The organism is Stenotrophomonas maltophilia, assembly GCF_047497515.2.
In the GTDB taxonomy this organism is placed as follows: Bacteria; Pseudomonadota; Gammaproteobacteria; order Xanthomonadales; family Xanthomonadaceae; genus Stenotrophomonas.
Window position 1 is genome coordinate 193,370 of record NZ_JAXAXL020000003.1, and the last position, 13,153, is coordinate 206,522.

Annotated in this window: 12 protein-coding genes; 7 read left to right on the forward strand and 5 right to left on the reverse strand. The window is 66.6% G+C overall.

Annotated features, from left to right (window positions below; all coding sequences use genetic code 11):
• Positions 1–47 precede the first annotated feature (47 nt).
• Entirely contained in the window at positions 48–464 is a 417-nt protein-coding gene (locus ACMZPQ_RS07805) for a hypothetical protein (protein ID WP_197580176.1), read from the reverse strand.
• Positions 465–786: 322 nt separating this feature from the next.
• Between ACMZPQ_RS07805 and ACMZPQ_RS07810 the strand changes: the two genes are divergently transcribed.
• Together ACMZPQ_RS07810 and ACMZPQ_RS07815 are read left to right on the forward strand one after the other, a co-directional pair.
• The gene (locus tag ACMZPQ_RS07810) at positions 787–2,982 is read left to right on the forward strand and encodes an AsmA family protein (RefSeq protein WP_197580175.1); all 2,196 of its coding nucleotides are present in this window, start codon (positions 787–789) and stop codon (positions 2,980–2,982) included.
• Positions 2,983–3,054: 72 nt separating this feature from the next.
• Complete coding sequence (locus ACMZPQ_RS07815) at positions 3,055–3,540, forward strand: tryptophan-rich sensory protein (RefSeq protein ID WP_197580174.1); 486 nt, start codon at positions 3,055–3,057, stop codon at positions 3,538–3,540.
• 16 nt (positions 3,541–3,556) lie between these two features.
• Here the strand turns inward: ACMZPQ_RS07815 and ACMZPQ_RS07820 are convergent, their stop codons facing one another.
• Entirely contained in the window at positions 3,557–3,850 is a 294-nt protein-coding gene (locus ACMZPQ_RS07820) for a hypothetical protein (protein WP_008264777.1), read from the reverse strand.
• A gap of 267 nt (positions 3,851–4,117) precedes the next feature.
• On the opposite strand from ACMZPQ_RS07820, the gene ACMZPQ_RS07825 reads away from it, so the two are divergent.
• Genes ACMZPQ_RS07825 through ACMZPQ_RS07835 form a run of 3 tightly spaced genes read left to right on the forward strand, consistent with a single transcriptional unit; the run spans position 4,118 to position 9,220 of the window.
• Positions 4,118–6,355 carry an ATP-binding protein gene (locus ACMZPQ_RS07825; protein WP_414485939.1) on the forward strand — a complete coding sequence of 746 codons (2,238 nt, stop codon included), beginning with the start codon at positions 4,118–4,120 and terminating at the stop codon, positions 6,353–6,355.
• A complete protein-coding gene (locus ACMZPQ_RS07830) occupies positions 6,352–6,819 on the forward strand; it encodes a response regulator (RefSeq protein WP_197580173.1) in 468 nt (155 codons plus the stop codon). Before ACMZPQ_RS07825 ends, ACMZPQ_RS07830 begins: the two co-directional genes overlap by 4 nt.
• Positions 6,812–9,220: a PAS domain-containing hybrid sensor histidine kinase/response regulator gene (locus tag ACMZPQ_RS07835; RefSeq protein WP_414485940.1), complete on the forward strand. Its 2,409-nt coding sequence runs from the start codon at positions 6,812–6,814 to the stop codon at positions 9,218–9,220. Before ACMZPQ_RS07830 ends, ACMZPQ_RS07835 begins: the two co-directional genes overlap by 8 nt.
• Before the next feature lie 2 nt (positions 9,221–9,222).
• Here the strand turns inward: ACMZPQ_RS07835 and ACMZPQ_RS07840 are convergent, their stop codons facing one another.
• The 3 genes from ACMZPQ_RS07840 to ACMZPQ_RS07850 are packed head-to-tail and all read right to left on the reverse strand — an operon-like array spanning position 9,223 to position 11,220.
• Positions 9,223–9,915 (reverse strand): Rossmann-fold NAD(P)-binding domain-containing protein, encoded by a 693-nt coding sequence (locus tag ACMZPQ_RS07840; RefSeq protein WP_197580171.1) that lies wholly within the window; start codon positions 9,913–9,915, stop codon positions 9,223–9,225.
• A 10-nt stretch (positions 9,916–9,925) separates the two neighbouring features.
• The gene (locus ACMZPQ_RS07845; RefSeq protein ID WP_197580170.1) at positions 9,926–10,600 is read right to left on the reverse strand and encodes a ChrR family anti-sigma-E factor; all 675 of its coding nucleotides are present in this window, start codon (positions 10,598–10,600) and stop codon (positions 9,926–9,928) included.
• Entirely contained in the window at positions 10,597–11,220 is a 624-nt protein-coding gene (locus ACMZPQ_RS07850) for a sigma-70 family RNA polymerase sigma factor (protein ID WP_197580169.1), read from the reverse strand. The genes ACMZPQ_RS07845 and ACMZPQ_RS07850 overlap by 4 nt, the downstream gene beginning before the upstream one ends.
• A gap of 131 nt (positions 11,221–11,351) precedes the next feature.
• Between ACMZPQ_RS07850 and ACMZPQ_RS07855 the strand changes: the two genes are divergently transcribed.
• Together ACMZPQ_RS07855 and ACMZPQ_RS07860 are read left to right on the forward strand one after the other, a co-directional pair.
• Positions 11,352–12,122 (forward strand): hypothetical protein, encoded by a 771-nt coding sequence (locus tag ACMZPQ_RS07855; RefSeq protein WP_197580168.1) that lies wholly within the window; start codon positions 11,352–11,354, stop codon positions 12,120–12,122.
• A gap of 80 nt (positions 12,123–12,202) precedes the next feature.
• Positions 12,203–13,153 (forward strand): fatty acid desaturase, encoded by a 951-nt coding sequence (locus tag ACMZPQ_RS07860; RefSeq protein WP_197580167.1) that lies wholly within the window; start codon positions 12,203–12,205, stop codon positions 13,151–13,153.

Consider the following 13,153-nt stretch of genomic DNA (forward strand, 5'->3'; position numbering starts at 1 on the left):
GGCAAGGACACTACCAGAATGCAGTCCAGAAGAAGGGTTTCATACCCTCAATCTAAAAATTGATGCGGGAACAGCCATCTCGCCGCGGCTACGGACGACAGCAACCCGAGGCCGATCAGCAGAGGAAGGGCGCCCACCCACTCGATCCGTACGCCGCGCCCACCTAGTAGCATGCAGAGGACTCCAAGCCAGCACAATGAAAGCCCGCTAATGAACTGGCTTTGCGCTTGCTTTCCCGCGCCAAACAAGGAAACAGATAAAGATGGCCTGGCCCAGGCCTCCCCCTTCGCATGAGTGTCCCACAGAAATATAAGTAATCCTCCAACAGATACAAATGCGAATATTAAGGCAACAAAGCCTATGGACGGAGGAGAAGCCTCTGAGCCCAGAGCGTGCAGGGCTATAGGGGACATCACCGTACCGCCCCCAAGAATGATTGCAAGATTGGCGAACTTGGTATTCATCGCAGGAAAAACGCAGCTGCGGTCCAAACGTCCTTTGTCATTCCCACTGCACGTCCCTATTCTCCGTGATGATTCAAGATGATAACCATAACTTGGGAGGAGACTGCAGCATGCCGCTCCCGGTCTTGGTCAGGTCGCAATTGCTCCCGATGGCTGCGCCAGTTCAGACAACTTCATCAGATGCGATGCCCCGGGCGGCGCAGATGGACACACATACGCAGTAGGATGTCGACACGCACGCTGGCGGAATTGAGCCGCGTTTCACGCTACACCCCACCAATGTCCGCAATAGTGCAAGTGCCTCCTGTCGTTCGAGCGGTACATGCCCCTCCCTCCCGCGCCCGTATTTCCCCTGCCACGCCGATGGCGCATCGCTGGCTACATCCTGCTGGGCATCTACGCGCTCTACCTGCTGGCGGGCAACATCTTCCTCAACACGCCGCTGTTCGACCAGGTCACCAACCGCAAGCCGCACAAGTTCGTGATGACCACCGGCCCTGCCATCACGCTGCTGCCGGGCCACGTCATTGCCTGGAACGTGCACATGCGCGGACACGTGAACCACACCGTCTACGTGCTGCACGCCGAGCGCGCCAGCGCTCGATTGGCGGTGTTTCCCCTGTTCAAGCGGGAGGTGCGGGTGCCCCGGCTGCAGGCCACCGGGGTCTCCGCCGAAATCAGCCGCGTCGAGGATGCCATCCCGCCCCCTCCCCGTAGCGATCAGGGCTGGACCCTGCGTTTCGATGCGATCCACAGCGACAGCATTCGCAGCGTACGTCTCGGCAAGCTGTTGATCATCGGCAAGGGCCGGGGCACGGTCGGCTTTCTCAAGCAGCTGCGCGGCGGCCCGTCCGAGCTGTTCGATTCCGAGGTCTCGTTCCGCGATGCGGACACCAGCTTCGACGGCGTGCAGCTGCTGGGCGACATGAACCTGACCGCGCGCTTCAGCTATCCGCGCCACTACCGGGACCAGGCGCCGGGGCTGGCCAAGCTGAAGATCCTGCATGCACAGCTGGACGTGGATGCACGCAGCCAGGGCCTGCGCATGGATACCGATGCGCAGCAGCCGCGCATTTCCAGCGCGCCGGTGCCCGGCCGCCTGCAGCTGGCCGCCCACCTGATCGACGGGCAGCTGCAACCCGGCGACCGTGCGCTCTGGCAGGTTCCGCTCTATCTGGGCGATGGCGCGCCCGATCGTGGCCTGCTCGCGCTGCAGCTCAACGTGGCCAAGGACCTGCGCCTGCAGGCGCGCCTGCCGCCTAAGCCGGGCTCGGGCAGCGAAGTCGATGCGGACATCCACATCACCGGGCGCGACATCCCGTTCCAGGCGCCGGCCCAGCTGCTGGAGCGCAGTTCCGGCACCGTGCGCGGCGAATGGACCTTTACGTCGCTCAACTGGATCCCTGCCCTGTTCGTGCGCAAGCCGTGGCTGCAGCTGGATGGCGGCGGCACGCTGAAGGTCGACCTGCGCCTGCGCCATGGCGAGCTGATCGAAGGCAGCACCGTGGACATTCCTTCGGCGGCCGCCGTGGCCGAAGTCGCCGGCGTGCGCCTGGCCGGCACCGCCAGTGCGCATGGCGAATTGAAGGCCGGCACGCCCAATCAGGCGCAGCTGGCGATCCGGCTGCCAAGCTTCAGTGCACGCCCCAGCGATGCCAAGGACGTGCGCCTGTTCGACGGTCGCGACCTGGCCGTGGACCTGACCGGCGACGGCCGCCTGCAGGAACTGCGCAAGGGTGTACGCGCCCGGTTGCGTTTCAGCGAAGCCACCATTCCGGACCTGGCCGCCTACAACCGCTACCTGGGCTCGTCGCAGCTGCGGCTGTTGCGTGGCACCGGCAGCCTCAGTGGCGATGCCACGCTCGACACCGATGGCCGCGTTGGCCATGGCACGGCCCGCCTGCTGGGTCGCAACGCCAGCGCCAAGGTGGCAGGCCTGGACATGGGCGGCGATGTGGACGTGAACGCAACCCTGCGCCGCGGCGATTTCAACCAGCGCCACTTCGACCTGTCCGGCACCGCCGTCGAACTGCGCAATGTGCAGGTGGCTGGCACCGCGTCCAGCACGGCATGGAAAGGCCGTGCTGCGTTCAAGCGGGGTCGCATCGACGCGCAATCCCCATTCCAGGTGGACGCCACCACCGACCTGACCCTGAGCGATGCCCGCCCCCTGCTGGCGGTGTTCGCCACGCGCACCGACTACCCGCGCTGGACCCTGTCGCTGCTGGATTCCGGGCAGGTCGATGCGCAGGCCAGGCTGCGCTGGCGGCCGGGCCACCTGATCATCGACGGCCTGCAGGCCGAGAATGATCGCCTCTCGGTGCGAGCACGCCTGGATCTGCTGGAGCAGCGCAAGCGTGGCGATCTGTATCTGCGCTGGGGGCTGCTGGGTGCTGGCATCGAGCTCGATGGCGACCAGCGCCAGTGGCATCTGGCCAAGGCGCGCGAGTGGTTCGACCAGCGCCCTTCCCTGCTGCCTTCAGGCCAAGACGGGAACGCCACGAGCACTTCAGACTGATCGCAGCCGGCCTGCATCCATTTGCCGCCTTCGTTCGTATGAGGGGGCATAAGCATCATGGAGTTGTACGCAATGAAGCGGAGTTCACAGGCACTGGGTCTTCTGGGATGGTTCGCAGTCACCTTTGCGGCGGCCGCATTGGGCGCGTGGGCCTCCGCTTCCGCTGCCAGCTTCTACGCCAGCCTTACCCTGCCGGCCTGGGCACCGCCTGCCAGTGTATTTGGGCCGGTCTGGACCCTGCTCTACGCGATGATGGCGGTTGCGGCCTGGCTGGTCTGGCGGGAGCGCGGTTGGCGCGGTGCGCGACCAGCGCTGACACTCTATCTAGTGCAGCTCGCGGTCAACGCCTTGTGGAGTTGGCTGTTCTTCGGCTGGAAACTGGGCGCACTCGCCTTTGCTGACATTCTTGTGCTGATCGTGCTGGTGTGCGCGACGATCCTCGCCTTCCTGCGCATCCAGCGTGGCGCCGCAATGCTATTGCTGCCCTACCTTGCCTGGATCTCGTTCGCCTCGGCGCTCAATTTCGCCGTGTGGCGTGCCAACCCTGGGATACTGTGAGCACCCATCAGCCCCCTCACGCCTGTGCGGCCACCTGCGGCTGCCAGGCACGCAACAGTGACGGCTTGAATGCCTGTTGGCCGCAGCCGGCAGGGCAACGCACCACCCGCGATGCGGAGTGGCTGACCAGTCCCTGCCCTTCCTCGGCCTTGAACACCGTTTCGCACGACAGGCAGCGGGCGACCAGCGAGTATAGGTGCAGCAGGCGGCCACTGGCCGGGTCCTGCAGCGCATCCACATCCAGCAGTTCAAACTGGCAGCTGTCGGGCAGCATGCGGTACGGCATGGGAGGCAGGGTCTGCAGGTTCACGGTCGTGGTGGCTCAAGGAGGTTGGCCTACCGTAGGCAACCCGGTGTGCAGCGAGCGTGCAGCGCACATGTACCTTCTGCGAAACACGCAAGCGGTCGCCAACCGGCGAAAGTGAAGAGTTCAGTTTTCAATGAAACGCCCTTCACACTCACGAAGTGGTATGCGAATGCACGCTTTTGCTTCACCATCACGGAATAGCGGATGCAGTGCTGGGATGTCCCCGTCCGGGATGTTCCCGTCATCCATGAATCATGAGTGCCGCCTTTGATGCCTTCCGTTGAGTCCAAGCACGACGCTGCGCTGTCCCGTTGTGCACGCGAACCGATTCATACGCCGGGCGCAATCCAGCCGTACGGTGTGCTTCTGGTACTGGAACCGCAGTCACTGCGGGTGCGTGAGCGCGCGATCAGCCAACCCAGGCTGCTCCAACAGTTCGGCGAGCCGCTGATGCAGCACGTCAGCGAAGTACTGGGCGGCGTGCTGGCGCCGTTCGAGGCGTTGTTCCAGCAGGCCGCGGTTGGCAGCAGCGCCCACGTCGGCGCCGTGCACCTGGATGGCCACGGCCGGCATCAATTGTTGGTGCACCGCTCCGCCACCGACCTGCTGGTCGAACTGGAGTCGCCAGTTCCCGGCCAGCCGGGCTCGCTGGAGGAGCTCTACCCGGCCATCCGCGAGCTGATGACCGCCATCGAGTCGGCCTCGACGGTGGAGGACCTGTGCCAGCTGGCCGCCGAGCACATGCGCCGGCTCACCGGCTTCGATCGCACCCTGGTCTACCAGTTCGATGCGGGCTGGAACGGCATCGTGGTGGCCGAGGATGGCAACGGCCTGTTGCCGTCCTACCTGGACCTGCGCTTTCCCGAGTCGGACATTCCGGCCCAGGCCCGCGAACTGTATCGGCGCAACCGGGTACGGCTGATCGCAGACAACAACTACACCGCGGCGCCCCTGATGCGCGCCGAGGACCATCGCGACGCGCCGCCCACCGACCTCAGCCTGGCGGTACTGCGCAGCGTTTCGCCGGTCCACATGCAGTACATGCGCAACATGGGCACCGGGGCATCGATGTCGGTGTCGCTGGTGCATGAGGGCCAGCTGTGGGGCCTGGTGTCGTGCCACACGGTGGACCCGCGCCGCCTGCCCTACCACGTGCGCACTGCGTGCGAGTTCATGGGCCAGATCCTGTCACTGCAGATTGCCCTGAAGGAACGTGCGCGTGCCATTGAAGAGCGCGTGGCGCGGCGCTCGGTGCTGGTCAAGCTGCTGGCCCGCATGGCCGGCGACGAGGACTTCATGGCCGCCCTGCGCCACGACGAGACCAGCCTGCTGTCGCTGACCGGCGCGGCCGGCGCGGCCATCGTGCACAAGGGCGACTGCATGCGCGTGGGCCTGTGCCCGCCCGCGACCGACGTGCTGGCCCTGGCCGACTGGCTGGCCGCACAACAGGCCGGGCAGGAAACGTACTGCACCGACCACCTGGCCGGTGACTGGTCGGCCGGGGTACGCCTGGCCGACGTGGCCAGCGGCGTGCTGGCGGTGTCCATCTCGCAGCTGCACGACAGCTACCTGATGTGGTTCCGCCCCGAGGTGGTGCGCACCGTGCGCTGGGGCGGCGACCCACGCAAGACCGCCGCACCGGACGTGGTGCTGTCGCCGCGCAGCTCCTTCGAGGCGTGGAAGGAAACCGTGCAGCAGCGCAGCCTGCCGTGGAATGACGCCGACCGCGATGCCGCGCACGAGATGCGCACCGCCATCGTCGACATCGTGCTGCGCAAGGCCGAGGAAATGGCCGAGCTGAACGAACAACTGATGCGCAGCAACAAGGAGCTGGAAGCCTTCTCGTACTCGGTCAGCCATGACCTGCGCGCGCCCTTCCGCCACATCGTCGGCTATTCGGAGCTGTTGGGCAGCTCGGCCGGTGAACGCCTCAACGACACCGAACGCCGCTTCCTCGACACCATCGTGGAATCGGCCAAATCGGCTGGTACGCTGGTGGACGATCTGCTGAGCTTCTCGCAGATGGGGCGCTCCACGCTTGGCCGGGCGCGGTTGGACATGGCGGTGCTTGCCGAGGACGTGCGCAGGAGCCTGGCGCTGGACTACGCCGGCCGCGACGTACAGTGGACGCTGGCGCCGCTGCCGGAGGTGGACGCCGATCCGACGATGATGCGCCTGGTCTGGCAGAACCTGCTCTCCAACGCGGTCAAGTTCACCCGCGAGCGCGAGCACGCGGTGATCGAGGTCGGCCATGAGCGCAGCGAGGAGGAGGACCACTTCTTCGTGCGCGACAACGGCTGCGGCTTCGACATGCGTTATGTCGACAAGCTGTTCGGCGTGTTCCAGCGCCTGCATCACGTCGAGGAATTCGAAGGCACAGGCATCGGCCTGGCCAATGTACGCCGTATCGTCAGCCGCCACGGCGGCAGGACCTGGGCCGAGGGTGAGCCTGGCAAGGGCGCCACGATCCACTTCACCTTACCCCGTTCCACAGGAGATCACCCATGAGGGACCTGCGGCCGATCCTCCTCGTCGAGGACAGCCCCAAGGATGCCGAGCTGACACTGGCTGCGCTGTCGCGCTGCCAGCTGCTGAACGATGTCATCCATGTACGCGACGGCGCCGAAGCGCTGGACTACCTGCGCTGCGAAGGCAAGTTCGCCGGCGCCAACCACGGTGGCCCGGTGGTGGTGCTGCTGGACCTGAAGCTGCCCAAGGTGAACGGCCTGGAGGTGCTGGAGCAGGTGCGCGGAGACCCGCAGCTGAGCAGTACGCCGGTGGTGATGCTGACCTCCTCGCGCGAAGAGCAGGATCTGGTGCGCAGCTACGAACTGGGCGTGAATGCTTTCGTGGTCAAGCCGGTCGATTTCAAGGAATTCTTCGATGCCATCCAGGGGCTGGGCATGTTCTGGGGCATCACCAATCAGCCGCCGCCCCATCGTCCCAATGGATCGGGGCAGCACAATGCATGATGGATCGCGCCGCAGCGAGCGCCTGCGCATCCTCATGCTGGAGGACAGTGCGCTTGACGCGGAGCTGATCACCGCACAACTGCAACGGGCCGGCTTGGATTTCGAGGTCGAGCGGGTGTGGTCCCGCAACGCATTCATCGAGGCGATCGACCACCGCGGGTTCGACGTGATCCTGGCCGACCACGTGCTGCCAGGCTTCGATGGCGACGCGGCGCTCGCGCTCGCACGCGAGCGGATTCCGCACACCCCCTTCATCTTCGTCTCCGGCACGCTTACCGAAGAACTGGCAGTGCAGGCGCTGACCCGCGGCGCACGTGACTACGTGGTCAAGCAGCGGCTGCAGCGCTTGCCGGATGCCATCCGGCGGGCACAGCAGGAAGCCCGCGAACGCACCCAGCTGGCCGATGCACAGGCCGCGCTGAATGACAGCCAGGCCCAGTTGCAGCAGGTGACCGATGCCGTGCCGGCGCTGATCGCCCAGCTCGACAAGGAACACCGCTACCGCTTTGCCAACAAGGCATTCCTGGACTGGCACGGCATCAGCTTGGCCGAACTGCTGGGCCGTAGCGCGCGTGATGTCAGCGGCATTTCCGCGTTTGAGCATGCCCTGCCCAGCCTGCAGCGGGTGCTGCAGGGCGAGCGCAGCAGCTTCCAGGTGGAGCTGGCGCACCGCAGTGGCGAGTCGCGCTTCGTGCAGATGGACTGCGTGCCCGAACGCGGCGCCGACGGGGAGGTGGTGGGCTACATCTGCCTGGGCAGCGACGTCTCCGGGTTGAAGCAGGCCGAACTGGCGCTGCGCGAGGACAACCAGTTGCTTGAACGGCAGGTGCAGGCCCGCACCACCGAACTGCGGGCCAGCAAGCGACGGCTGCAGGCGATCTTCGAATCCAGTTTCCAGCACCAGGTGCTGCTGGACCTCGCGGGCCAGGTGGTGGATGCCAACATCGCCTCGTTGGCCGCGGTGCTGGCCGACAAGCCCGAAGTGATGGGCCTGCGTTTCGGGCAGTCGCCCTGGTTCGCCGGCACCGATGACGTCGGCGCGACCGTTGACCGGGCCGTTGCCGATGCCGCCAAGGGGCACAGTTCGCTGCATGCGCTCGACCTGGAGTTGCCGACCGGCCGGCGCAGCTTCGATTTCTCGTTCCGCCCGCTGCTGGATGCCGAGGGCGCGGTCACCGCCGTGGTTTCGGAGGCGGTGGAAACCACCGCCCGTCTGCAGGCCGAGCACGCGCTGCGGCAGTCACAGAAGATCGAGGCGGTGGGCCAGCTCACCGGCGGCATCGCCCACGATTTCAACAACATCCTCACCGTGATCTCCGGCAACGTCGAGCACGCCATGCTGCTCAGCGAGCGTGCTGGCGAACCCGGGGCGATGGTGGGCCGTGCGCTGGACAATGCCCTCAAGGGCGTCGGCCGCGCCGCCAGCCTGACCCAGCGCCTGCTGGCGTTCGCCCGCCGCCAGCCCTTGCACAGCCAGGCCGCCAACCTCAACGACCGCCTGCTGGACATGCATGACATGCATGACATGCTGCAGCGTGCACTGGGCGAACTGGTGCAGCTGGACATCCGCGTCGCCGAGGACATCTGGTGCATCGAGATCGACGTCAGCCAGCTGGAGGCCTCCGTGCTCAATCTGGCCGTCAATGCCCGCGACGCCATGCCGCACGGCGGTCGGCTGGTCATCGAAGTGGACAACAGCCATCTCGACCACGACTACGCGACCCTGTTCCCTGATGCAGCGCCGGGCGAGTACGTGATGCTGCGGGTCCGCGACAACGGCCACGGCATGGACGCGGCCACGCTGGCGCGGGTATTCGAGCCCTTCTTCACCACCAAGCAGGTGGGCCGGGGCACCGGCCTGGGCCTGTCGATGGTGCACGGCTTCGTCAAGCAGTCCGGAGGGCATGTGCTGATCGATTCGGTGGAGGGCGGTGGCACCAGCATCACCATGATGTTCCCGCGCTCGACGCTGGCCCTGCCCTGTGAGGGAACGGCACCGCAGACCGGGCTGGCCGGCTATTCGCCGCGCGAAGAGACCATCCTGGTGGCCGAGGACAACGACGATGTCCGTGCCCATACCGTGGACGCGCTGCGCATGCTGGGCTACCGCGTACTGGAAGCGCACGACGGCCCTTCGGCCCTGCGCCTGCTGGAGCGCCCTGACACCACGGTGGACCTGCTGTTCTCCGACGTGGTGATGCCCGGCATGTCGGGCTGGGAGCTGGTGCGCGAAGTGCGCGAACGCTGGCCGGACGTCGCGGTGTTGTTCACCTCGGGCTACCCGCGTGACCACGATGCGGTCGGCAGCCAGGGCCGCGTGGCCGCGTTGCTGCCCAAGCCGTTCACCCGCAGTGATCTGGCGCAGGCGGTGCGCACCGCGCTTGAAGCCGCGCTGCACTGAGATCAAGGGGCCGGATCGCGCACTCCCGCCGCGATCCGGTTGATGTCCGCGCACTCGACCGTGGCCGGCGGATGCTCCCGGCCGGCCAGCGCGATCATTGCGTGGCCCAGCGCCAGATTGCTGGTCACCAGCGAGGGCGCGATCGCGCCGGCCAGTTTCATCAGCGGCGCCCCGCCCCAGTACAACGGCTTCAGCAGGCCGTGGCGGGTGCCGGTGCCCTCCACCGGGCGCACGCCACCCGGGCGCAACATCACCGTACGAACCGGCAATGCCTGCAGTGCCAGCTCGGTTTCGCCCTTGATGCGCAGCGGCATCAGCCGGCTACCCGCATCTGCGCCTGCACCGGACACATACAGGAAGCACCCCTGCGGATTGGCCGCTGCCCACGCCCGGGCAACGGCAAGCGTGGTGTCCAGCGTAACGCGACGGTACTCGGCCTCGGCGGTACCTAGCGGTGGCGCACCGGCACAATAGAAGCAGGCATCGAATCCCGCCAGTTCATCCTGCCGCACTTGGATCTGCAGGAACTCCGGCACGATCAGTTCGCCGCCGGCACCGCGGAGGCTGCCCGGATGCCGGACCAGTGCGGTCAGCCCAGCCACTTGGCGCGAGCGCTGGCAGGCCAGTGCCACGCCCTGCCCTACCAACCCGGTAGCGCCGGTCAACAGAACCCGCAATGCACCGGCAGCCGCCATTGTGTTCCCCCTAAAGCTTCACGAAGCGCTGGATCTTCCGCGCCAGCCAGCCACTGAACACCAGCGGCGCATCCAGCGCGGACACGCAGATGCACGGCACGCCCGGTGCGGTGACCGGCTGGTGCTCCACCTCCTCATCCAGGTCCGCCACATCGCCTGGCGCGAACAGGCCCAGCGCGTCGTTGTACGAACCGCGCAGGATCTGGGTCAGCTCACTGCGTCCGTGGCTGTGCATCGGCAGGCACTTGCCCGGCGCGATCTTCAGCATGATCAGCGACGGCATCTGTTCGGCGCGGATGCAGTGCACGCCCGGCGCCATCCAGCGCCAGCGCAGGCCACTCAAGGTGCTGCCGAAATACGGATGCAACGACGCCGGGAGGTGGTCCGGATTCGCCCCCGGTCGCTCCTGCAACAGCGGCCGCGCAGCGGAGGGGAGAGCGGTTTCCGTCTCCGTCGCCAGCTGCATCAGCATCGCTTCGCGCAGCTGCTCGCGGCGCGCATCGTTTGCCGCAGGCTGGGTCTGCTCCAGCAACATCGCGCCGATGGCTTCGGCCTCACGCAGGCGCTGCCGACAATGTGGGCAGTGTTCAAGATGGGTGCCGGCCACGATGCTCAACGGCGCCGGCAGTGCACCGGCGGCATAGCTCATCAGCGTGGACTCGTGCAGATGGTGGTGCGGATTCACAGCGCACCACCCACTTTCGACTGCAGTTGCAGGAAGGCGCGCCGCAGATGCGATTTGACCGTGCCCAGCGGCATGCCCAGCGCCTCGGCAATCTCACTGTGGCTCTTGGCTTCGAAATAGGACATCCGCACCAGTCGCGCCTGCACGGCAGGCAGCTCGTTGATACGTTGCCGCAACCTCGCCTGGTCGGCAAACTGCTCGGCGCTGCTGCGCTCGACCACATCCATGGTTGCCGCATCCTCTACCGCCGCCTGCACCTGCAGCCAGCTGCGCTCGCGCCGCACCCGATCAATATGCAGGTTGCGGGCGATCCGGTACAGCCAGGTACTCAGCGCACTCTGCGCAGCATCGTAGTCGGCTGCCCGCAGCCACAGTCGCAGCAGGCATTCCTGCGCCAGTTCCTCGGCCACCGCCTCGGGCGCGCCCAGGCCGCGCAGGTAGACACACAGCCGCGGCATGAAGTGGTCGTAGATGCGCATGAAACAATCACGGTCGCGCAGGCGCGCGACACCGTCCATGTCACCGGCCCAGTTCTTCGGCTCACTGCTGGGCTGTTGGGGGCTGGACACGGTGCGTGCGCTATCCAAGCGGAGGGGAGTGCTGGCGGCGTAAGGGTACATCTGCGTTCGCGGCGGGCAGGTGAAGGTCTGTCCTCTGTACGCGCGGCGGCAGCAATTGGATGCAGGCAACCGGCTGCATCCAAGCGACCGCCTGCGCCGTATGCCCTGTGACCCTCATCCGGATGAATGCCATGCGTACTGCCTGGCTGCTGCTCTGCCTGCCCCATGCCGCGTTGGCGGCCCCTTGGCTACGCACCGAGGGCATTGCCACCTCCGCGCAGGGGCAGACGCTCTATCGTGAGGTGCATTGGCAGCGCGACGCAGCCGAGGGCGCCGAACGCTGGGTGCTGTACCAGTGCCCGGACGGACGCCCCTTCGCCCGCAAGCACCTGCCGGCCAGCCCCGCTCGTCCACAGGCACCGGGCTATTCGCTGGAGGACCGGCGCAGCGGGCAGGCGGCGCGGGTAGAGCCCGCCAGCGGCAAGGTGCTGATCGAGTGGAAGGAGGCGGCCGCCACCTCGACACTGCAGCGCAGCCTTGTTCTGCCGCCGGAGGCGGTGATCGATACCGGCTTCGACGCCGCGGTACGCCTGCACTGGCCCGCACTGATGCGCGGCGAGCGCATCGCGCTGCCCTTCTTGGTGCCGGGCCGGCAGCGCTTCTATCCCGTGGAAGTCCAGCGCACCGGTCCGCTTCGCTGGCAAGGCATCGATGCGCAGTCGATCGAGGTCAGCCTCGACACCTGGTATGGCGGCCTGGCACCCCGCCTGCGCCTGGTCTATGCCTCGGCCGACCGGCGCCTGCTGGAGTTCGCCGGCACCAGCAACCTGCGTGATGCCCGCGGCGCTTATCCGCAGGTGACAGTGCGCTTCCGCTCGCCCCCTGCAGCGCGTCCAACCAGCGAATGGCAACAGGCGCAGGCGCAACCGCTGGTCGAACGTTGCACCGTGACTTCCGGGTGAAGGAGAAATCGTCTGCCCTGTATGCATCCATTGCACACCCTTCTGCGTAAATAGATACACATCTCCTGCTGGGAACCGTCATGGCCTCTGCCGCGCCCCTCCCCCGCCGTCGCTGGCGCCTGCTGCGCTCGCTGCAACGCTGGGTCGACACCGGTGGCGCATCCGAAGCGGCCGGCACGCAGCGCGGCCGTATCGACTGGGTGCGGGCCGTGCCGTTTGCGCTGATGCACCTGGCTTGCGTCGCGGTGATCTGGGTCGGGATCTCGTGGACTGCGGTGATCGTGGCGGCTGCGCTCTACGCCGTGCGCATGTTCGCGATCACCGCGTTCTACCACCGCTACTTCTCGCATCGCACCTTCCAGGCGTCGCGGCCGGTGCAGTTCGCATTCGCGGTCATCGGCGCTGCCAGCGTACAGCGCGGCCCGCTGTGGTGGGCCGCGCACCATCGCCATCACCATCGGCATGCCGACCAGCCACTGGATCCGCACTCACCGCGCGAAGGCGGATTCTGGCGCAGCCACATGGGCTGGTTCCTCACCCGGGAGGCCTTTGCCACTGATCTCTCACGGGTCCCGGACCTGGCCCGCTTCCCGGAACTGCGCTGGCTGGATCGCTTCGATACCGCGGTGCCCGTGCTGCTGGCCGCATCCCTGTACGCACTGGGCGCCGCGCTGGAGCGCTGGGCGCCGGGCCTGCACACCACCGGCGCGCAGATGCTGGTATGGGGCTTCTTTGTTTCCACCGTGGTCCTGTTCCATGCCACGGTGACCATCAACTCGCTGGCCCACCGCTTCGGCCGCCGCCGGTTCGACACGCGCGACGACAGCCGCAACAACCTCTGGCTGGCGCTGCTGACCTTCGGCGAAGGCTGGCACAACAATCACCATTTCTTCCCCGGCACGGTTCGCCAAGGGTTCCGCTGGTGGGAGATCGATCTCACCTGGTATGGGCTGCGCGTGATGGCCGCGCTCGGCCTGGTGAAGGCACTCAAGCCCATCCCCGAGTGGGTGCTGGCCAAGGCGAAATACTGA